The organism is Xanthomonas sp. BRIP62418, from assembly GCF_003993495.1.
Lineage (GTDB): Bacteria > Pseudomonadota > Gammaproteobacteria > Xanthomonadales > Xanthomonadaceae > Xanthomonas > Xanthomonas euroxanthea.
Map to the genome: position 1 here is coordinate 62,739 of NZ_QEZG01000033.1, position 20,038 is coordinate 82,776.

A 20,038-nucleotide genomic window follows, 5' to 3' on the forward strand; every position below is an offset into this window, starting at 1 on the left:
CGGGGTGCCCGAGCGTTGAGCCAGCTCCTGCGAGCAGCAGTGGCAGCGCTATAGAGCCCCCGCTCTTACGATTCCCCAATCCCCAATCCCCATTCCCGATTCCCGATTCCCCGCCCTCAAATCACCCGCAACGTGATCGCCTTCAACACCGCGCGCGTGCGGTCGCGGGTGCCGAGCTTTTCCAGGATGGTGGAGACGTAGTTCTTCACCGTACCCTCGGCCAGGAACAGGGTGCGGGCGATCTCCTTGTTGGAATAGCCGCCGGCGAGCAGGCGCAGGATCGCCACCTCGCGCTCGCTGAAGGTCTCGCGCGGGGGCTGCTGGTCGCGGAACTGGTAACGCGCGCGCACCGGGTCGGTGCTGACCGGCTGCAGCAGGGTCTCGCCATTGGCGACCCGCTCGATCGCCTCGCGCAGGTCTTCCGGGGCGGCGTCCTTGAGCAGGAAGCCCTGCGCGCCGGCCTCGGTGGCACGCAGCAGCAGGTCGCTGTCGTCGAAGGTGGTCAGCAGCAGCACTGGGGTGCGGTCGCCGCGGGCGCGCAGTTGCTGCAGCGCCTGGATGCCGTCCAGGCCGGGCATGCGGATGTCGCTGAGCACCACGTCCACGGTGGTGCTGGCGAGCGCGTCCAGCAGGCCCTGGCCGTCGTCGGCCTCGCAGGCCACCTCCACGCCCTGCTGCTGCAACAGCGCGCGCAGGCCGGCGCGGACCAGGACCTGGTCATCCGCCAGCGCGATGCGACGTGGACTCATGCCGGCAGCCTCGCCATCAGGTGCATGCCGCCCTGGGCGGTGCGGCCGAGCTCAAGCCGCCCGTGCAGGGCGGCCAGGCGTTCGCGCATGCCGGTGATGCCGTTGCCTTCGCGGATGCGCTCGGCGCGGCGGCCATCGTCGCGGATGTCCACGTGCAGCTGCGCGCCCTCGCAGTGCAGGTGCACGGCCACCTCGTTGGCGTCGGCATGCCGCACGGCGTTGGTCAGCGCCTCCTGCACCAGCCGCAACAGCAGCTCGGCCACGCGGGCATCGGTGATGCGCACCGCCGGGTCGATCTGCAGGCGCAGCGCCGGGCGCGGGAACGGTGCGGCCAGCGCGCGCAAGGCGGTCTGCAGATCCAGGCCCTGGTCGTCGCGCAGCGACTGCACCACGTTGCGGATGTCCGACAGCAGGTCGGCCGACAACCGCTCCACCACCGCGATCTCCTCGCGCCGTGCCAGTACCGGATCGGCGCCGAGCAGGCGCAGATTGATGCGCATGGCGGTGAGCTTGTGCCCGGCCACGTCGTGCAGCTCGCGCGCCAGGCGCAGGCGCTCGGCATCGCGCGCGCTGTCGGCCAGCAGCGCGCGGGTGGCCAGCAGGTCGGCATTGACGTAGGCCAGCGCGTCGCGGGTGCGCTCGGCAGTGCGCGCGTAATGCGCAGTCAGCGCGGCGAAGGCCTGGAAACCGGCGTAGATGCCGACGATCAACCACGGGCGCTCGAACCCGGCCTGCACCAGCAACGCATACATGCCCGCGTTCAACGCCAGCGCCAGCAGCAGCACGCGCGCCGGCGGCCAGGTCATGCCCGCCTGCGCCACCAGCATGACCAGCAACACCGGGGCGGTGCCGGCACGCGGCTCCATCCAGATCAGCAGCAGGGCCATGGCCGCCTGCAGCAGCGTGGCGACAGTGCGCAGCGCATGCAGCGGCGGCAACACGGTATGCAGCAGAAACAAGGCGGTGAAGCCGGCCAGCACGCCCCAGCGCCAGGCGCCCTGCGGTGAGGCGTCGGGCACGAACGACAAGGCCACCGCGGCAATGGTGAACGCGCCGGCCAGACGCAGCGGTTGCAAGCAATGAAACAGGGACGAGGTCATGCGGCGATGCTGACGGCCGCGCGGCCGCGCGGCAATGGCACGGAGGCAGAAAGTGACTTCCGGCAGGTGAGGGCGCTGCTCTGTCGTCGCTGTCGCCGCTGTCGTCGCTGCGGTGCGTCCGCACCTTGGCACGCCGCCCCATCGTCACGGAAGCACGCCCTGCCCACTTGCAGCCGGCCGGGCGCGCAGCGGTCCACCCGCCCCACCGATGGTCTTACACTCAGCGGCTACCCGCAGCTGCCGTGCGTCTTCGATGATCATTTCCGCCGCTTCCGACTACCGTGCCGCTGCGCAGGCGCGCCTGCCGCCATTCCTGTTCCACTACATCGATGGCGGCGCGTATGCCGAGCACACCTTGCGGCGCAACGTCACCGACCTGGCCGATATCGCGCTGCGCCAGCGGGTGCTGCGCAACATGTCGGACCTGAGCCTGGGCACCGAGTTGTTCGGCGAGACGCTGGCGATGCCGGTGGCACTGGCACCGGTCGGGCTGACCGGCATGTACGCGCGCCGTGGCGAAGTGCAGGCCGCACGCGCGGCGGCGGCGCGCGGGATCCCGTTCACGCTGTCCACGGTGTCGGTGTGCCCGATCGAGGAAGTGGCGCCGGCGATTACGCGCCCGATGTGGTTCCAGCTGTACGTGCTCAAGGACCGCGGCTTCATGCGCAACGCGCTGGAGCGCGCCAAGGCCGCCGGGGTAACCACGCTGGTGTTCACCGTGGACATGCCCACGCCCGGCGCGCGTTACCGCGATGCGCATTCGGGCATGAGCGGGCCCAATGCGGGGCTGCGGCGCATGCTGCAGGCCGTCACCCATCCACGCTGGGCCTGGGACGTGGGCCTGCTCGGCAAGCCGCATGATCTGGGCAACATCTCGGCGTACCGCGGCAGCCCGACCGGCCTGCAGGACTACATCGGCTGGCTGGGCGCCAATTTCGACCCGTCCATCGCATGGAAGGACCTGGAATGGATCCGCGAGTTCTGGACCGGGCCGATGGTGATCAAGGGCATCCTGGACCCGGACGACGCGCGCGATGCGGTGCGCTTCGGCGCCGACGGCATCGTGGTGTCCAATCACGGCGGGCGCCAGCTCGACGGCGTGCTGTCCAGCGCACGTGCGTTGCCGGCCATTGCCGATGCAGTGAAGGGGCAGCTGAAGATCCTGGCCGATTCGGGCATCCGCAGCGGGCTGGACGTGGTGCGCATGCTGGCGCTGGGCGCCGATGCGGTGCTGCTGGGGCGGGCGTTCGTCTACGCGCTGGCCGCTGGCGGGCAGGCCGGCGTGGAGAACCTGCTGAGCCTGATCGAAAAGGAAATGCGCGTGGCGATGACCTTGACCGGCACCCATTCGATTGCCGAGATCAGTGGCGATGCGTTGAGCCGGGTGACGCGGGAGCGTGCGGTTTCGCCTTGACGGGAGTCGGGAATCGGGGAATCGAGATACGTCGGTAGAAGAGCGGATGATCTGCGGCTTGGCTGCAGGGCCCTTGCCCGCCCACCATCGCGGGACACGCCGCAAGTACGTCCCTGTAGGCTCTTACGCGGCATCCATGCCGCGTAAGGTCCCGCGACGGTGGGCGGGCAAGGACCAATCGAGATGGTCGGTACGCATGGTCAAGCGCTGGGCGTGATGCGCACCTATTGGATAATTCGAATAACGACGCGTTGCAAGCGATCGTCATGCACGCGTGGACGCCGCACTCAGAATCTGAGGCTGGAATAGTCCATGCCGACTCCCAGCACACGCCGCGCCCGTCTCGCGGCTAGGCAGTAGGTTTGTTAGACACGCTTAGTTCTTATCGCCGCCGGTGGGCAAGGATTGCCGCAACGCCAGCACCGAGGCCCAGGGATCTGCGCGTTGGCGCCTGGCGCGTTCCAGCGCCTTGTCCATCGGGAAGGCGTCCGGGCCGCTGATCTTGCCGAGTTCTTCCCAGCGTAGCGGGACGGCGACGGTGGCTTTTTCGCGCGCGCGCAGCGACCACGAACAGACGCTGGTGTTGCCGCGCCCGTTGCGCAGCCAGTCGACGAAGATCACGCCGTGGCGCTTGGCCTTGCTCATGGTGGCCACGTAGCGGTCCGGCGCATGCGTTGCCAGCGCCTGGGCGAATGCCTCGCAGAAATCGCGCGCCTGCTCCCAGTCCGCTTCCGGCACGATCGGCACCACCACATGCAGGCCCTTGCCGCCGGACAGGCGCACCGCGCTTTCCAACCCCGCGCTGCGCAGCTTGGCGCGGATGTCACGCGCGGCAGCCACCACGTCGGGCCAGGACACCGCCTCGCCGGGGTCCAGGTCGAACACCAGCCGATCCGGATGCTCCGCATCGTCGACCTGCGCGCCCCAGGGATGCAGCTCCAGCGTGTTCATCTGCACCAGCTCGAGCAAGCCGGCGGCATCTTCGACATAGATGTAATCCTCGGTGCCGCTTTTTTGCTGCAGCGGAACCGCCTTGATGTGCGTGCCCAGGTGGCGGCCTTCGTGCTTCTGGAAGAAGCAATCGCCACCGGCGCCATCAGGGCAGCGCAGCAGCGACAGCGGCCGGCGTGCGATCTCCGCCAGCACCAGCGGCGCCACTGCCCGGTAGTAGTCGGCCACCTCGCCCTTGCTGATGCCCGCTGCGGGGAACACCACCCGCTCGGGATGGGTGATGGTGATGCCGTCTGTCGACGTGGACGTGGACGTAGATTTGGATTTGGATGTTGTGGACTTGGACGCCGCGGATTTAGAGGCCGTGGACGTGGCCGCCGCCGCCTTTTTGGATGTCGTGGTTGCGGTCGTCTTCGATGCCGTCGAACGCGCGCGCTTGCTGGTGGTGCTGGTGGATGCGTCGACTGTCGTTCTGGATGTTTTCGTGGTCGCCGTCTTGCGCGCCGGCGCAGCGGCCGTTGCCGCACCACGTTTGCCCGCAGCACGCGCCTTGCCCGGCGCGGCGCGGTCGCCGCCCAACTCGCTCATGGGTTTGTCCTCACGTAGACGCTTGAACGCGGCCTGCCGCAACAGGCCTTCCTTCGCCCAGCCGCGGAAGGCGACCTCGGCGATCAGCACCGGCCGGACCCAATGCACATCGCGTGGCCGCCCCGGGATGTGCGTGGGCAATTCCAGCGTGGCGGTGTCGCTGTGCAGCGCCTGCAGCAGCGCGGTGATCTTGCCGAGCAAGGCATCGTCGAAGCCGGTGCCCACACGCCCGACATAACGCAGCGTCTTGCCGTCGCGCTGCGCCATCAGCAAGGCGCCAAAGCCGCTGCGTGCGCCCTTGGGATCGGTGTAGCCCACCACCACGAACTCATCGCTGTCCTCGTGCTTGGTCTTGACCCAATCGGCGCTGCGTCCTGCACGATAGGGCGCATCGGCGAGCTTGCTGACGATGCCTTCCCAGCCGGTGCCGGCGCTGGCCGCGAAGACCTGCGGGCCATGGCCGATCACATGGTCGCTAAACGCCAGCGTGCCCGGCGCATCGCCCAGCAACTCGCGCAGCAACTGCTTGCGTTGCAGCAACGGGGTATCGCGCAGGTCCACCCCGGCCACGCCCAGCAGGTCGAACACGATGTAGCGCAGCGGCTGCACGGCGCTGCCATCGAGCGCACGCTGCAGCGCCGAGAAATCGGTGCGCCCCTTGGCATCCAGCACCGCCAGCTCGCCATCCAGGCGCGCATCGCGCACCGGCAGTGCTTGCACTGCGCGCACCACCTCCGGGAAGCGCTGCGTCCAGGCCTGGTCGTTGCGCGAGCGCAGCTGCACATCGCCATCGACCAGATCGGCCAGCAGGCGATAGCCGTCCCACTTGATCTCGTGCAACCAGCGCTCGCCATCGGGTGCCTGCTCGCGCAGCAAGGTCAGTTGCGCGCGCAGCTCGGTGGGGCATGGCGCATCGCGGGCGCCGTCCAGCGCCAGGGCGCGGGTATGCCATTGCGCGGAACGTGCACGCGCTGGGCGTGCGCGCTTGCTGGCCGCAGGCGACGTCGCGGCGCTCGTTTTTGCCGCTGGCGCACGCTGCGCCCGGCTGGTCTTGGCACGCGTCGCCGGGGCGGCCGCTGCCGATGCGCCGGCCGCCTGCTGCGCCACCAGCGCATCGGCATCCAGATCGGCCGCATACGCATCACTGCGCTTGAACAACAGCCACTGCGGTTTGCCGCCACGCATCTGCGTGCGCACCAAGGCGAAGCCACCGCGCAGCAATGAGCCCCGCAGTTCGAATTCCAGCTTGCCGGCGTCCAGCGCCGCCAACGCGTCGCCCTCGCACTGCCAATGCCCGTGGTCGAACACCTCCACATGCCCGGCGCCGTAATGGCCTTGCGGGATATCGCCGGCGAAGCTGGCGTACGACAGCGGGTGGTCTTCCACCTCCACCGCCAGGCGTTTTTCGCCCACGCGCAACGAGGGTCCCTTGGGCACGGCCCAGCTCTTGAGCACGCCGTCGAGTTCCAGACGGAAGTCGTAATGACGCGAGCTGGCGTGATGGAGTTGCACCACGAAGATCGGCTCCTTGCTGGCGCGTGCGGGCGTGTCGCCGGCCGGCTCCGGGGTCTGGTCGAAGCGGCGCTTGGCGTTGTAGTCGCGCAGTGACATGGACTGGGCCTACCCGGCCTTGCGGCGCGGCGCTGCCTTGCTGGCCGTGGCCTTGGTGGCCTTGCCCGCAGTCTTCTTGGTGGCCTTCTTGGCCACTTTCTTGGCGGCGGTCTTGGCGGTCTTCTTGGCTGGCGCGGTTGCCGGCGCGCTGCTCTTCTTGGCCGGCGTGCGCGTGTTGGCCTGCAGGCTCTTTTGCAGCAGCGACATGAAATCGACCACGTTGGTGGTGGCGTCCTCGTGCTGCGGCGGCTCGACATCCACGGTGGTGGTGCCACCTTTGGCCTGGATGCGCTTGCGCAGGATCTGCTCGAGCTTGCCGCGGAATTCGTCGTGGTAGTCCTCCGGCTGCCAGGTGCCGGACATCGACTCGATCAGCTGTTTGGCCATCTCCTGTTCCTTGGGCGTGATGCGGTACTCGCCCACCGCGCCGGCCGGCAACTTGAAGTCCTGCGGGTCCACCACTTCCTGCTGGTAGCGCAGCAGCAGCAGGATCAAGGCATCGCCCTGCGGCATCACCGCGGCCAGGTATTCGCGCGTGCGGATCACCACCTTGGCGATGCCCACCTTGCCGGTGTCGCGCAGCGTCTCGCGCAGCAGCACGTAGCCCTTTTCGGCCTTCTTGCCGGGCACCAGGATGTAGGGCTTCTCGAAATAGCGCGGGTCGATGTCGGCGGCATCGACAAAGGTTTCCACCTCCACCGTCTCGTGGCTCTCCGGCGAGGCCGAGCGGATGTCCTGCTCCTCGACGATGACATAGCTGCCCTTGTCGTACTCGAAGGCCTTGACGATCTCCTTCCACGGCACTTCATCGCCGGTGTCGGCGTTGACGCGCTCGAAGCGGATCGGCTTCTTGTCGCGCGAGTCGAGCATGCGGAAATGCAGGTCCACCTTGCGCTCGCCCGACATCAACGACACCGGCACATTGAGCAAGCCGAACGACAGGGTTCCGGTCCAGATCGGTCGTGCCATCGGCGTGTGACTCCGGGTGCTGTTTGGGGTAGCCCATAGCTGTAGCGCGGCCACCGTGAGCCATGCGTGAGCCATGTGTCTGCCGCTGCCACTGCGCCCCCTTCACCCGGTACGCGGTGAACTGCGCATCCCTCTCGACTTCCAGGAGAACCGCATGTCCCGTGACCCGCTACGCGAGCAACCGGCCCAGCCGGGCGAACAGCACGGCAAGCGCGATGCCGAGCACTACGAAGACCGCGGTGCCGGCGATGCGCCCAACACGCTGATTCCGGCCAATGGCGACACCCCGGCCAAGAAGCCGGGCACCGCGCCGTCGACCGTGGCAGACCGCTGACGACCGCCAGCGGAAGCACCCGCCCGGCCGCAGCAGCCGGGCGGGTGCGGTTTACGCCCGCCCTGCCTGCTGCAGCCGGGCAAACTCCTCATCGGCAAACAGGCGCGAGCGCACCAGAAAGCGCACGCCCTCGCCGTTTTCCAGCGAGAACATGCCGCCGCGCCCCGGCACCACGTCGATGATCAGCTGGGTGTGCTTCCAGTATTCGAACTGCGAGGGGCTGATGTAGAACGGCGCGCCGCCGATCTCGCCCAGCAGCACGTCGCGGTCGCCGACGATGAAATCGCCCACCGGAAAACACATCGGCGAGGAGCCGTCGCAGCAGCCGCCGGATTGATGGAACAGCACATCGCCGTGGCGCGCGCGCAGCGTGTCGATCAGCTGCAACGCCGCCAGCGTGGCCATCACCTGCAACGGCGGGTCTGTCTGCGTGGTGGTGCCCTGCATCGTCTGCCTCCTGCGGCGCGGTCAGGCCGCCATGTCGAGCACGATACGCCCCTCGATCGTTCCGGCGTGCATGCGCGCGAACACCTCGTTGATGTTGTCCAGGGTGTCGGTGGCCACGGTCGCCGCGACCTTGCCCTGCTCGGCGAAGGCCAGCGACTCCTGCAGGTCCAGCCGGGTTCCGACGATCGAGCCGCGCACGGTCACGCCATTGAGCACCATGCCGAAGATGTCCAGCGGGAACTGGCCCGGTGGCAGGCCGTTGAGCGACACCGTGCCGCCACGCCGCACCATGCCGATCGCCTGCTCGAACGCCTTGGGCGATACCGCGGTGACCAACGCGCCGTGTGCGCCGCCGATTTCCTTCTTGAGGTACGCCACCGGATCGGTGGTGCGCGCATTGACCGTCACCGTTGCGCCCAGGCGCCTGGCCAGTGCCAGCTTGGTGTCGTCCACATCCACTGCGGCCACGTTCATTCCCATCGCCTTGGCATATTGCACTGCCATGTGGCCGAGCCCGCCGATGCCGGAAATCACGACCCACTGACCCGGCTTGGTCTCGGTGACCTTCAGGCCCTTGTAGACGGTGACGCCCGCGCAAAGGATCGGCGCGACCTCGACGAAGCCGATGCCCTTGGGCAGGAGGCCAACGTAGTCGGCATTGGCCAGCGCGTACTGCGCGAAGCCGCCGTTGACCGAGTAGCCGCTGTTCTGCTGCGCCTCGCACAGGGTTTCCCAGCCACCCAGGCAGTGCTCGCAATGCCCGCAAGCCGAGTACAGCCACGGGATGCCGACGCGGTCGCCTTCCTTGATGTGCTTGACGCCTTCGCCGACCGCCACCACGTTGCCAACACCTTCGTGGCCGGGAATGAATGGCGGGTTCGGCTTGACCGGCCAGTCGCCTTCGGCGGCGTGCAGGTCGGTGTGGCAGACGCCACAGGCTTCGATCTTGACCAGGATGTCGCCGGCGGCCGGACGCGGCACCTGCACCTCCTCGATCACCAGAGGCTTGCCGAACTCGCGTACCACTGCAGCTTTCATCGTCTTGTCCACATTGCACTCCTGTCGCTGTCGTTGAGGAACCTTAGCCTCGGGCCGCAACCGGGGCCTTGATCGAGGTCAACGCCGCGGTGCGGCCGCGCGGCGCCAGCCGATCGTCGCCGCGCACAAGCGCGACCGGCATGGGTGTCAGAAGAAGCCCAGCGCCTTGGGCGAATAGCTCACCAGCAGGTTCTTGGTCTGCTGGTAATGGTCGAGCATCATCTTGTGATTCTCGCGGCCGATGCCGGACTGCTTGTAACCGCCGAACGCAGCATGCGCCGGATAGGCGTGGTAGCAGTTGGTCCACACGCGCCCGGCCTGGATCGCGCGGCCCATGCGGTACAGCCGGGAGGCATCGCGGCTCCACACGCCGGCACCCAGGCCGTACAGCGTGTCGTTGGCGATCGCCAGGGCCTCGGCCTCGTCCTTGAAGGTGGTCACCGACACCACCGGGCCGAAGATCTCTTCCTGGAACACGCGCATCTTGTTATGGCCCTTGAACACCGTCGGCTTGACGTAGAAGCCCCCGGACAGCTCGCCGTCGAGCGTGTTGCGCTCGCCACCGATCAGCACCTGCGCACCCTCCTGCTTGCCGATGTCGATGTAGGACAGGATCTTTTCCAGCTGCTCGCTGGAGGCCTGCGCGCCGACCATGGTGTTGGGATCCAGCGGGTTGCCCTGCTTGATCACGGCCACGCGCGCCAGCGCCTTTTCCATGAATTTGTCGTAGATCGATTCCTGGATCAGCGCACGCGAGGGGCAGGTGCACACCTCGCCCTGGTTGAAGGCGAACAGCACGAAGCCTTCCACCGCCTTGTCGAGAAAGTCGTCGTCTTCGGCCATGACATCGGCAAAGAAGATGTTCGGCGATTTGCCGCCCAGCTCCAGCGTCACCGGGATCAGGTTCTGGCTGGCGTACTGCATGATCAGCCGGCCGGTGGTGGTTTCGCCGGTGAAGGCGATCTTGGCGATGCGCGGGTTGCTGGCCAGCGGCTTGCCCGCTTCCAGGCCAAAGCCGTTGACCACGTTGAGCACGCCCGGCGGCAACAGGTCGCCGATGACCTCCATCAGCACCAGGATCGAGGCCGGGGTCTGCTCGGCCGGCTTCATCACCACGCAGTTGCCGGCGGCCAGCGCCGGTGCGAGTTTCCAGCACGCCATCAGCAGCGGAAAGTTCCACGGGATGATCTGCCCGACCACGCCGAGCGGTTCGTGGAAGTGATAGGCGATGGTGTCGCTGTCGATCTCGGAGATGCCGCCTTCCTGCGCGCGGATGGCACCGGCAAAATAGCGGAAGTGGTCCACGCACAGCGGCACGTCGGCATTGAGCGTTTCGCGCACCGGCTTGCCGTTGTCCCAGGTCTCGGCATGGGCGAGCAGTTCCAGATTCTGCTCGATGCGGTCGGCGATCCTGAGCAGCACGTTGGCGCGGTCGGTGGTGGAGGTCTTGCCCCAGGCGTCCTTGGCCGCGTGCGCCGCATCCAGCGCCGCTTCGATGTCCTGCGCGTTGGAGCGCGCGATCGCGGTGAACACCTTGCCGTTGATCGGCGTGGTGTTGTCGAAGTACTGGCCACTGTGCGGCGCCACCCACTTGCCGCCGATGAAGTTGTCGTAGCGCGGTTTGAAGATGGACTGCGGGTCGGTGTTCAGCGGCTTGGCGGATGTGACGGCGTTCATCGGTGTCTCCTGCGGTACATGGGAAGAAGCCCGTGACGGGCGTCTCCGCAGTCACGCAAGGGTGATGCCAGGTTTTTCCTGCTGCATTGCGTCACGCCCGATCGCGCCGCGGGTGCGGCCGATAGTGGAGGTCTTCGCTGCGGCGCATCACGCGCGGCGCTTGCGCTGTGTCCGCAAACATGGTGTTTATCGCGACAGTGATCTTCTGGACTGTCGCAAATTGCGACACGAGGTGGCGGATGGCGATGTCGACGGAGCAGCAGCTGGGCCGCGCGCGGCGCTCGTTCTTCGAGCACGGCGCGATGCCGGCCGGGCAGGTACCGGACGCGATCCTGCAGTCGTGGCGACGCTGCCAGCGCCAGGGCCTGGCCGCCGAGGCGACCCCGGCGATCGAACCGGTCAGCGCCGCACGCCTGCGCGAGATGCGCGAACGCCACGAGACCCTGTGGCGGCGCGCGCGCGCCGAGCTGGAAGGGCTGTCGGCCGACGCAGCGGCCACCGGCAGCGTCGTGCTGCTCACCGACGAGGCTGGCTGGATACTCGATGCCGAGGGCAGCACCGGCTTCCTTGAGCGCGCCGGGCGGGTGGCGCTGATGCCCGGCGCCTGTTGGAGCGAGAGCGTGCTCGGCACCAATGCCATCGGCACCGCGATCGTGGAGAGCCGCTCGATCGAGGTCCGCGGCGGCGAGCACTACCTCGCCCCGCACGGCATCCTCAGCTGTGCCGCGGCGCCGATCTTCGACCCTTACGGGCAGTTGGTGGGCGTGCTCGACATCTCCGGCGACGCGCGTCTGCAGCACATCCACGCGCTGGGACTGGCGCGGCGCGCGGTCGCCAGCATCGAGCACCGCTACTTCGACGACGGCATCGCCGATTGCGAACTGCTGCGCGTACACCACGACCCGGCCCTGCTCGGCACCGCGCACGAGGGCCTGCTGGCATTCCGCGGCGGGCGCCTGGTGGCAGCCAACCGCGCCGGCCTGCAGCTGTTCGGGCTGGAGCGCCACGAACTGGGGCGCGCGCGCTACGACGCGCTGTTCGAGGAGCCGCTGACCCGGCTGCGCCACGACGGCGCCCTGTTCGATCGCCAGGGCCGCGCCCTGTACGGGCGCGTGGACGAGCGCGGCGACGCGCGGCCGCGCCGGCGCGCCACGCAACCACCGATCACGGTCTCGGCCGCCCGCCAGGACGGTGACCGCGACGCACCGCTGTTCGAGGCCGAGATCGCGCGCCTGCTCGGGCGCGCCTGCCGGGTGCTGGATGCCGAGCTCCCAGTGCTGGTGCAGGGCGAGACCGGCACCGGCAAGGAGGTGTTCGCGCGCGAGCTGCACCGCCGCTGCACGCGCGCCGCCCGCCCGTTCGTCGCGGTGAACTGCGCCGCGCTGCCCGAGGGTCTGATCGAGGCCGAGCTGTTCGGCTACGAGGACGGCGCCTTCACCGGAGCGCGCAAGCACGGCAGCCCGGGGCTGCTGCGCCAGGCCGAGGGCGGGGTGCTGTTTCTCGACGAAATCGGCGACATGCCGCTGGCGCTGCAACCGCGGCTGCTGCGCGTGCTGCAGGAGCGCGAACTGTCGCCGCTGGGTGGCGGCAAGCCGGTGCGGCTGGATTTCGCGCTGGTTTGCGCCACCCACCAGGACCTGCAAGCGGCAATCGCCGACGGCCGCTTCCGCGCCGACCTGTACTACCGCATCGCCCATCATGTCGTGGCGCTGCCGGCGCTGCGCGCGCACGCCGACCGCCCGCTGCTGGTGCAAGAGCTGTGGCAGCGCCTGGGCCAGGGCCGCCGGCTCAGCAGCGACGCGCTGCAGGTTCTGGCCGACTACGACTGGCCGGGCAACCTGCGCCAGCTCTCGGCCTGCCTTCGCACGCTGGTGGCGCTGAGCGAACCCGGCGAGCGCATCGACCGCGACGCGCTGCCGGGCTACCTCGCCACCCGGACCGCAGTGTCGGCGGTCGCCGCTGCCGCACCGACACCGGCACCGGCCGATAGCCTGGAGCAGCTGGCACAGGCGGCGATGCGGCAGGCGCTGGACGCCTGCGGCGGCAACGTCGCGCAGGCGGCACGCCGGCTCGGCATCAGCCGCAGCACGCTGTATCGCCGGCTCGGCCCGCAACGGGCCTGACACCGGGCGCGCAAATGCATCGCCCGCCGACGCGGCCCGGGAGCGCGCGGATGCGCATGCCCACCACCAAGACCCCCCTCGCGGCCGCCATCGATGCCGGCGTGCGTCATGCTGAATTCCTCGACGCAAACGGCGGCGTGTGGGCACAGGAACGACGACGCGAGCCAGCTCGGCGCATTGCCGCCGCTGACCAACGCCGTCTCACGTTGCGCATCAAGGGGGCGTCCTGCGGGTACGAAACCTTACCCGCCATGCCTCTCAACGTGCCTGGACTTCCGCCCGCCATCGCGATCGCCGCAGGCCGCGACTGCAGTGCCGCCGTGGATCGCCGCGGGTGACTTGCACACCGTGCGCACGCACCTCAGCCGCGCGCTGCAGTCGGCTTGAAGACGTCGGGATCGGCCATGGCAGCAGCGCAGTCCTGCACCTTCCTCAGGTGATAGGACTGCAACTGCCAACCCGCTGTGGCCGATGCCGCAGTCCACCGATACGTCCAGTGGTAGCGCATCCCCGCGCCACATGCGTCGATGGTGACCGCATCCCCAGGCTGACCATGCTCCGGGAAGGCCACCTCGGGACTGGTCAGGTCTGCACGTCCGCCGGCAGCTGGCGCGTGCGTGCGGTAACTGGTGCGTAGCTGGCCTAGCTCGGCGGCGCTTGCCGGCCGCTGTTGCCTGGACGGCTGCGCCAGCAACCAGCGATGCACCTGCGCCACGGCTGGGCTATCGGCCGGATAGGTCCGCGTTACCTGCAGCGTGCCTGGTTCCGAGGGTGCAGCGGCACTGGCGATGGTGCCGCTCAACAGACTGGTCGCGCCGAGCGCCGCAACCGACACCACTTGCAGGAATGTCATCCCATGCTCCATGCGCTGTGTGCGGAAAGCCGAGCCTAGCACGCACCCCACGACCGGCTGGCTGCAGGGGCTCCAGCGATGCCGTGCAGGACCAGGTGCGCCATTTCAGCGACTGAAATAACCTGCCACGCAGGGGTGGCTGCGTGGATGCAAACCGATGCCGCCGGCACCCGCGCACCGAGCGCAGCGATCAGATCCAGACGTCGTTGTCTGCGGTGTAGGCGCCGCCCGCATCGCCGGTATTGACCACGCCGCGCGGCTCGACCAGCAGCACGCTGCATTCGTGCTCCGCCGCCGGCCGGTGTTCGACACCCTTGGGCACCACGTGCATCTGCCCGGCCGACAGCGCCACCACGCCATCGCGAAATTCGATGGTCATGCTGCCGTCCAGCACGATGAACACCTCGTCCGTGTCCGCATGCTGGTGCCACACGAACGCACCTTGCAGCTTGACCAGTTTGAACTGGTAGTCGTTCATTTCCGCCACGACACGCGGGGACCAGTGCTGCGACAGCAGGGCGAGCTTGTCGCTGAAATCGGTCGGGGCGTAGCGCGTGTTCAACGGAAACATCCTTGTGGCGGAATGCGCGTGCAAGCTTAGTGCATCGCATTGCGCGCAGTCACTGCTGCAGAACGCGACGCCCTACCGTGACGCCCGGCAAGCAATGCGAGCGGCTTGCCGAACGCAGTGCGCGCTTAGGTACCAGCGGTGCGGGTGTCTGCCGCACGCCACGCTTGCACGGCTGCGCTCACCTGCGCCCCGTGGCTGGCGCTGACATCGCGCGCGGCAAAGGCGTGCGGCCACCATTGCACCTGCGCAGCCAGCCGTGCGCAGGCGGCATGCCCGTCTGCCAGCACGTCGGCCTGCTCGGTTGCGTCCAACGCCAGCAGCAGCGAAAAGCCGGTGGCCGAGATCGCGCAGTTGATGTCCAGCCAGTCGCGGTTGTCCTCGCGCAGCAGAAACCAGTCTGCGGGGGCGTGATCGATGACAATCATGGCTGGCCTTGGGTGGTGGGCACAGGTGTGGAGTGTCGATGGCACACCGTGGGTCAGCGGGACGGCTTCGTCGCGCCCGGGTGCGCTCCTACGGTGACGTGCGTGTTGTTGAGCGCGCGCCGCCTGCGGCCGGATTGGCTGCCCAACGCTCATTGCAGGCCGACCGGTTGTTGGAGAGACATCCGCATGCTGTTGTGCCGCCGCGTGGCGGCACGTGCATTGGCGGGACGGCTTTGTCGCGCCCGGGTGCGCTCCTACGGGTGGCGGGCGCGTTGTTGAACGCGCGCCAGCTGCGGGTGGCTCAGCCGCCGAAATCCCATTGCAGGCCGACCGTGTAGGTGCGGTCCGGGCCTGGTTCGTAATAGCGCCCGTTGCCGTCGTTGACGATGACCGAGCCGACGTAGTGCCGGTCCAGCGCATTGTCGATGCGGGCGAAGGTGCGCAGCCCGCCCAGCGTGGTGGTCCAGCGCCGGGAGGCTTCCAGGTTGACCAGCGCGTAGCCGGGCGCGCGCTCGGTCGCCAGGTCGTTGACCACGGTGGCGTCGGAGGCCACCGTTTCGGCGGCGAACTGCCACTGCAATGGCTGCCACTGCCAGCGCGCGAACAGTTGCTGGCGCGGCACGCCCGGCAGGCGCGCGCCGCTGGCTACCGGCGCAGTGGGCGTGGCGCAGCCGCTGCTGGCGCAGGTGAGGTAGCCATCGCGTACGGTGGCATCGACAAAGGTGTAGGCCAGCTGCAGCTGCTGGGTGTCGCCCACCGGCTGGTTCCAGCTCAGCTCCGCACCCTGGCGGCGGGTGGCACCGATGTTGCGGTAGGTGCTGCGGCCGTTGGTGTTGCTGGCCACGGCCAGTTCGTCGTCGGTGTCGGCGCGGAACAGCGCCACTTCCACCGCTGCGCCGCTTTGCGCGCGCCACTTGCTGCCGATCTCGTAATTGCGGCTGGTCGCCGCGCCCAGATCCAGCGCCAGGCCGGCGCCGCCATCGCTGCGATACCCCAGCTCGTTGAAGGTGGGCGTTTCGAAACCGCGCCCGACCGAGGCGTAGAAACGCAGATCCTCGGCAGCACGGAACACGATGCCGGCCACCGGCGTGGTTGCCGAATAATCGCGCTGGCCGCTGTCGTCGGGATTGCGCCCGAGGATGTAGTGGTCGTCCGAGTCGAAGCGCACCTGGCTATGCCGCACGCCCAGCAAGGCCGACCAGCGGTCGCTCCACTGCCACCACGCCTGCGCAAACTGGTCCACGTTCTCGACCTGGTCGCGCTGGTTGCGGCGCAGCGCGCCCTGCACGCCCAGCGTGTCGCCGACGAAGTTTTCATAGCCGGTGCGGTGCTGACGTTGACGATCCACGTTTGCGCCCACGGTCAGCTGCAAGGGCCGGCCCAGGGCCTGCCCCTGCCAGGCCCAACGTGCGTCGGCGCCTTCGTAATTGCTGTCCAGATCGATCACCCCGCCCGAGTGCAGCGGATTGCGCTGCACCGCCACCGGGATCGCCAGGAACTGCTCCACGCTGCGCTGCCCGCCGTAGGCCATCAGCCGCAGCGTCTGGCTGTCCAGCTGCTGGGTGAAGATGGCCCCGGCCTGCGACTGCCGCACCGATTTGCGGGTTTTGAACTGAGTCGCCACCGCCGTGGCCTGCGCCGGGTCGGCCCTGAACTGGGCACGGGTCAGGCCGAGCGGGTCCTGCGCGTCGGGTGCGTCCAGGTAGTTGAGCACCAGGTCCAGCCGGCGGCCCTCGGCCAGATCGAAACCGAGCTTGGCGTTGACCGACTCGCGCCTGGCGCGGCTATGGGCGCGGAAGCCGTCGGTTTCGAAATGATTGGCGGCCAGGTTGTAGTGCACCGCGCCCTGCTGGCCGAGCAATTGCGCGCCCACGTTGACGGTGGCGTTGCTGCCGTAGGTGGCGCGCAGCCGCCAGGGGTCGTTTGGGGCGCCGTCGGCGCTCCACAGCTGCAGCACGCCGCCGGAGGAGTTGCCGTACAGCGCCGAGAACGGCCCGCGCAGCACTTCCACCCGCTGCGCGCCCAGCACGTTGAAGTGCGACAGCTGGCCCTGGCCATCGGGCATGCTGGCCGGGATGCCGTCGACCAGCAGCCGCACGCCGCGCACGCCGAAGGTGGAGCGCGCACCGAAGCCGCGGATCGACAGCTGGGTGTCCTGCGCGTAGTTCTGGCGATCGCGCGCCACCAGCCCGGGGATGCCGTCCAGCAGCTCGGACACCTGCGCGCCGCGGCGGTTGTCGGCATCGACCGCCACCACGGTGAACGAGGCCGGCAGGTCGAAGTCGTCCACGCCGTGCACGCGCGCGGCGTCCACCTGCACGGTGGGCAAGCGCTGGATCGGTGGGGAGGCGGGCGGCGCCGGATCGGCGGCCAGGACGGGCGACGCGGCGCCCGTGGCGAACAGGCCGCAGGCGGCGGCCAACAAGGTCAGTCTGGGCATGGGCGTAGTGTCCCTCATCCGTACTGTGGGCGCATCGTTGCGTACGGAACGAAGCATGCTACGCCGGCCATGGGCTGCTACGATGAAGTGGTTTGGCCCAGCCGCGGCCGAGCATCCGGAAGTCCCTCACTCTTTCGTCCTTCAGCGAGTCATGCCGTGTCCTTCTTTGCAAACGTGGAACAGGTTCCAGGCGACCCCATCCTGGGCCTGACCGAGGCCTACAACGCCGACAGCCGCCCCAACAAGGTCAACCTGGGCGTGGGCATCTATTACGACGAGAACGGGCGCATCCCGCTGTTGCGCGCCGTGCACAAGATCGAGCAGCAGCTTGCGCTGGATGCCAAACCGCGCGGCTACCTGCCCATCGACGGCCTGGCCGCCTACGACAAGGCCACCCAGGAGCTGCTGTTCGGCGCCGAGTCGGCGCTGCTGGCCTCTGGCCGCGTGGCGACCTCGCAGACCGTCGGCGGCAGCGGCGCCCTGCGCGTGGGCGCGGACCTGCTCAAGAAGCTGCTGCCCACGGCCACCATCGCCATCAGCAACCCGAGCTGGGAAAACCATCGCGCCGTGTTCGGCGCGGCCGGCTTCGAGGTCGTGGACTACACCTATTTCGATGCCGCCAGCCATGGGCTGAACTTCGACGGCATGCTCGCCGACCTGGCAAAGCTGGAGCCGGGCACCGTGGTGCTGCTGCACGCCTGCTGCCACAACCCCACCGGCGCCGACCTGACCAAGGAGCAGTGGAAGCAGGTCGCCGGGCTGTTGAAGGAACGCAAGCTGTTCCCGTTCGTCGACATCGCCTACCAGGGCTTCGACAAGGGCATCGAGACCGATGCGTACGCGGTGCGCCTGCTCGCCGCCGAAGGCATCGACAGCTACGTGGTCGCCAGCTCGTACTCCAAGTCGTTCTCGCTGTACGGCGAGCGCGTGGGCGCGTTGTCGGTGGTCTCGGCCAGCGCGGCCGAAGCCAAGGCCGTGCAGTCGCAGGTCAAGCGCATCATCCGCACCATCTACTCCAGCCCGTCCACGCACGGCGCCGCCCTGGTGGCCGGCGTGCTGACCAGCCCGGAGCTGCGCGATCTGTGGGAGCAGGAACTCACCGAAATGCGCGAGCGCATCCACGCCCTGCGCGCGGGCCTGGTGGCCAAGCTGGCCACGCTGGGCGCGCCGGAGTTCGACTTCATCCAGCGCCAGGCCGGCATGTTCTCGTACTCGGGCCTGACCCGGACCCAGGTCGACCGCCTGCGCGAGGAGTTCGCGATCTACGCCGTCGGCACCGGCCGTATCTGCGTGGCCGCGCTGAGCCAGCGCAACCTGGACTACGTGGCACAGGCCGTGGCCACGGTCAGCCGCATGTAAGCGACGCAGCGTGGTCGGCCACAGCGGCCAACGCCTGCACACCGGGAGCGCGCCAGCCTCCCGGTTTTTTTGTGCCCGCAAACGCCCCCCTTCCCAGCCCTCGCCGCGTCCATCCCCCGCCGGCGGGGGAAGGTGCCCAAAGGGCGGACGGGGGCAAGCGCAGCGCGACCATCGCTCCCCCATTCGCGCATGTTCGATCAACAACGCGGCAAAACGCGCATGCAGTGATCGAAATCTAACGGCGCAATGGCGACAATGGCGGACCACTTCCTACACAGGCTGCCCGCCCCCATGTCGCGTCCCTCGCTGACCCGCTTCCTGATCGAAGAGCAACACGCCGGCCGTATCGACCCGGAATTGCGCCAGCTGATCACCATCGTCTCGCGCGCCTGCAAGCGCATTTCCATCGCCGTGAGCAAGGGCGCCCTGGGCGGCGTGCTCGGCGATGCCGGCACCGGCAACGTGCAGGGCGAGGCACAGAAGAAGCTCGACGTGCTCAGCAACGACATCCTGCTCGAAGCCAACGCCTGGGGCGGCCACCTGGCCGCGTGCGCGTCGGAAGAAATGGATCACAGCCAGCCGGTGCCCGACCAGTACCCCAGCGGAGATTTCCTGCTGCTGTTCGATCCGCTGGACGGCAGCTCCAACATCGACGTCAACGTCTCGGTCGGCACCATCTTCTCGGTGCTGCGCGCGCCCAAGGGCACCGAAAAGCCCGGCGATGAGCACTTCCTGCAGCCGGGCACCCAGCAGGTCGCCGCCGGCTACTGCATCTACGGCCCCAGCACCATGCTGGTGCTCACGCTCGGCCACGGCACCCACGCCTTCACCCTGGAGCGCGAGGAAGGCAGCTTCCTGCTGACCCAGGCCAACATGCGCGTGCCCGACGACACCGCCGAATACGCCATCAACATGTCCAACCAGCGCCACTGGGAACCGGCCATGCAGTCCTATGTCAGCGACCTGCTGGCCGGCAAGGACGGCAGCCGCGGCAAGGACTTCAACATGCGCTGGATCGCCAGCATGGTCGCCGACGTGCACCGCATCCTCACCCGCGGCGGCATCTTCATCTACCCCTGGGACAAGAAGGACGCCTCCAAGCCGGGCAAGCTGCGCCTGATGTACGAAGCCAACCCGATGAGCATGCTGGTGGAACAGGCCGGCGGCGCGGCCACCACCGGGCGCGAGCGCATCCTGGACCTCCAGCCGACGCAGCTGCATCAGCGCGTGCCGGTGTTTCTGGGTTCGAAGAACGAAGTGAATGAGGCCACGCGCTATCACGTGGAGTTCGACAAGGCGCAGGGCTAGACTTTCGGCGCGAGCCACACGCCGCGCTGACGCCTGCCAGACACCCGCCCCGTGCGGGTGTCTTTGTGTGTGACAACGGCA

The 20,038-nt window shown here is 68.4% G+C and carries 17 protein-coding genes; 6 read left to right on the forward strand and 11 right to left on the reverse strand.

Annotated elements, in window-relative coordinates; translation table 11 throughout:
• Window positions 1–116: 116 nt before the first annotated feature.
• Window positions 117–749 (reverse strand): response regulator transcription factor, encoded by a 633-nt coding sequence (locus EO174_RS07925; protein WP_104584465.1) that lies wholly within the window; start codon window positions 747–749, stop codon window positions 117–119.
• Complete coding sequence (locus EO174_RS07930) at window positions 746–1,849, reverse strand: histidine kinase (protein ID WP_241239983.1); 1,104 nt, start codon at window positions 1,847–1,849, stop codon at window positions 746–748. Before EO174_RS07930 ends, EO174_RS07925 begins: the two co-directional genes overlap by 4 nt.
• Window positions 1,850–2,102: 253 nt before the next feature.
• Between EO174_RS07930 and lldD the strand changes: the two genes are divergently transcribed.
• The gene (lldD, locus tag EO174_RS07935) at window positions 2,103–3,263 is read left to right on the forward strand and encodes an FMN-dependent L-lactate dehydrogenase LldD (protein ID WP_104584469.1); all 1,161 of its coding nucleotides are present in this window, start codon (window positions 2,103–2,105) and stop codon (window positions 3,261–3,263) included.
• Window positions 3,264–3,638: 375 nt separating this feature from the next.
• Here the strand turns inward: lldD and ligD are convergent, their stop codons facing one another.
• Complete coding sequence (ligD, locus tag EO174_RS07940; RefSeq protein ID WP_126943599.1) at window positions 3,639–6,413, reverse strand: non-homologous end-joining DNA ligase; 2,775 nt, start codon at window positions 6,411–6,413, stop codon at window positions 3,639–3,641.
• Window positions 6,414–6,422: 9 nt separating this feature from the next.
• Entirely contained in the window at window positions 6,423–7,382 is a 960-nt protein-coding gene (locus EO174_RS07945) for a Ku protein (RefSeq protein ID WP_104650497.1), read from the reverse strand.
• 154 nt (window positions 7,383–7,536) lie between these two features.
• Here EO174_RS07945 and EO174_RS07950 point away from each other — a divergent pair, with 154 nt between their 5' ends.
• Window positions 7,537–7,716: a hypothetical protein gene (locus EO174_RS07950; RefSeq protein WP_126943602.1), complete on the forward strand. Its 180-nt coding sequence runs from the start codon at window positions 7,537–7,539 to the stop codon at window positions 7,714–7,716.
• Between the two features lie 51 nt (window positions 7,717–7,767).
• Here EO174_RS07950 and EO174_RS07955 read toward each other — a convergent pair whose 3' ends face one another.
• The 3 genes from EO174_RS07955 to adh all read right to left on the reverse strand — a co-directional run bounded on the left by EO174_RS07955 (window position 7,768) and on the right by adh (window position 10,878).
• On the reverse strand, window positions 7,768–8,163 hold the full coding sequence (locus EO174_RS07955) for a DUF779 domain-containing protein (RefSeq protein ID WP_115046113.1): 396 nt from the start codon (window positions 8,161–8,163) through the stop codon (window positions 7,768–7,770).
• A 21-nt stretch (window positions 8,164–8,184) separates the two neighbouring features.
• On the reverse strand, window positions 8,185–9,213 hold the full coding sequence (gene adhP, locus EO174_RS07960) for an alcohol dehydrogenase AdhP (RefSeq protein WP_104584479.1): 1,029 nt from the start codon (window positions 9,211–9,213) through the stop codon (window positions 8,185–8,187).
• 135 nt (window positions 9,214–9,348) lie between these two features.
• Window positions 9,349–10,878: an aldehyde dehydrogenase gene (adh, locus tag EO174_RS07965; RefSeq protein ID WP_126943605.1), complete on the reverse strand. Its 1,530-nt coding sequence runs from the start codon at window positions 10,876–10,878 to the stop codon at window positions 9,349–9,351.
• Between the two features lie 239 nt (window positions 10,879–11,117).
• Between adh and EO174_RS07970 the strand changes: the two genes are divergently transcribed.
• The gene (locus tag EO174_RS07970) at window positions 11,118–13,001 is read left to right on the forward strand and encodes a sigma-54-dependent Fis family transcriptional regulator (protein ID WP_104584483.1); all 1,884 of its coding nucleotides are present in this window, start codon (window positions 11,118–11,120) and stop codon (window positions 12,999–13,001) included.
• Between the two features lie 56 nt (window positions 13,002–13,057).
• Complete coding sequence (locus EO174_RS07975) at window positions 13,058–13,339, forward strand: hypothetical protein (protein ID WP_126943608.1); 282 nt, start codon at window positions 13,058–13,060, stop codon at window positions 13,337–13,339.
• Between the two features lie 23 nt (window positions 13,340–13,362).
• Here the strand turns inward: EO174_RS07975 and EO174_RS07980 are convergent, their stop codons facing one another.
• From EO174_RS07980 to EO174_RS07995, 4 genes are all read right to left on the reverse strand, one after another.
• Window positions 13,363–13,854, reverse strand: coding sequence for a hypothetical protein (locus EO174_RS07980; protein WP_181116761.1), 492 nt, complete (start codon window positions 13,852–13,854; stop codon window positions 13,363–13,365).
• A gap of 190 nt (window positions 13,855–14,044) precedes the next feature.
• A complete protein-coding gene (locus EO174_RS07985) occupies window positions 14,045–14,425 on the reverse strand; it encodes a cupin domain-containing protein (protein WP_126943827.1) in 381 nt (126 codons plus the stop codon).
• Between the two features lie 125 nt (window positions 14,426–14,550).
• Window positions 14,551–14,850 carry a hypothetical protein gene (locus tag EO174_RS07990; RefSeq protein WP_104584489.1) on the reverse strand — a complete coding sequence of 100 codons (300 nt, stop codon included), beginning with the start codon at window positions 14,848–14,850 and terminating at the stop codon, window positions 14,551–14,553.
• Window positions 14,851–15,151: 301 nt separating this feature from the next.
• Window positions 15,152–17,290, reverse strand: coding sequence for a TonB-dependent receptor (locus tag EO174_RS07995; protein WP_164740129.1), 2,139 nt, complete (start codon window positions 17,288–17,290; stop codon window positions 15,152–15,154).
• Window positions 17,291–17,446: 156 nt separating this feature from the next.
• On the opposite strand from EO174_RS07995, the gene EO174_RS08000 reads away from it, so the two are divergent.
• Window positions 17,447–18,649, forward strand: a complete 1,203-nt coding sequence (locus EO174_RS08000) for an amino acid aminotransferase (protein ID WP_104584493.1) — start codon at window positions 17,447–17,449, stop codon at window positions 18,647–18,649.
• A 291-nt stretch (window positions 18,650–18,940) separates the two neighbouring features.
• Complete coding sequence (locus tag EO174_RS08005) at window positions 18,941–19,957, forward strand: class 1 fructose-bisphosphatase (RefSeq protein ID WP_104584495.1); 1,017 nt, start codon at window positions 18,941–18,943, stop codon at window positions 19,955–19,957.
• The last annotated feature ends 81 nt before the right edge of the window (window positions 19,958–20,038 follow it).

Coding starts and splice junctions, on each gene's coding strand:
- EO174_RS07925 (WP_104584465.1), bottom strand. CDS start 749: ATGAGTCCACGTCGCATCGCGCTGGCGGATGACCAGGTCCTGGTCCGC.
- EO174_RS07930 (WP_241239983.1), bottom strand. CDS start 1,849: ATGACCTCGTCCCTGTTTCATTGCTTGCAACCGCTGCGTCTGGCCGGC.
- lldD (WP_104584469.1), top strand. CDS start 2,103: ATGATCATTTCCGCCGCTTCCGACTACCGTGCCGCTGCGCAGGCGCGC.
- ligD (WP_126943599.1), bottom strand. CDS start 6,413: ATGTCACTGCGCGACTACAACGCCAAGCGCCGCTTCGACCAGACCCCG.
- EO174_RS07945 (WP_104650497.1), bottom strand. CDS start 7,382: ATGGCACGACCGATCTGGACCGGAACCCTGTCGTTCGGCTTGCTCAAT.
- EO174_RS07950 (WP_126943602.1), top strand. CDS start 7,537: ATGTCCCGTGACCCGCTACGCGAGCAACCGGCCCAGCCGGGCGAACAG.
- EO174_RS07955 (WP_115046113.1), bottom strand. CDS start 8,163: ATGCAGGGCACCACCACGCAGACAGACCCGCCGTTGCAGGTGATGGCC.
- adh (WP_126943605.1), bottom strand. CDS start 10,878: ATGAACGCCGTCACATCCGCCAAGCCGCTGAACACCGACCCGCAGTCC.
- EO174_RS07970 (WP_104584483.1), top strand. CDS start 11,118: ATGGCGATGTCGACGGAGCAGCAGCTGGGCCGCGCGCGGCGCTCGTTC.
- EO174_RS07975 (WP_126943608.1), top strand. CDS start 13,058: ATGCCCACCACCAAGACCCCCCTCGCGGCCGCCATCGATGCCGGCGTG.
- EO174_RS07980 (WP_181116761.1), bottom strand. CDS start 13,854: ATGACATTCCTGCAAGTGGTGTCGGTTGCGGCGCTCGGCGCGACCAGT.
- EO174_RS07985 (WP_126943827.1), bottom strand. CDS start 14,425: ATGTTTCCGTTGAACACGCGCTACGCCCCGACCGATTTCAGCGACAAG.
- EO174_RS07990 (WP_104584489.1), bottom strand. CDS start 14,850: ATGATTGTCATCGATCACGCCCCCGCAGACTGGTTTCTGCTGCGCGAG.
- EO174_RS07995 (WP_164740129.1), bottom strand. CDS start 17,290: ATGCCCAGACTGACCTTGTTGGCCGCCGCCTGCGGCCTGTTCGCCACG.
- EO174_RS08005 (WP_104584495.1), top strand. CDS start 18,941: ATGTCGCGTCCCTCGCTGACCCGCTTCCTGATCGAAGAGCAACACGCC.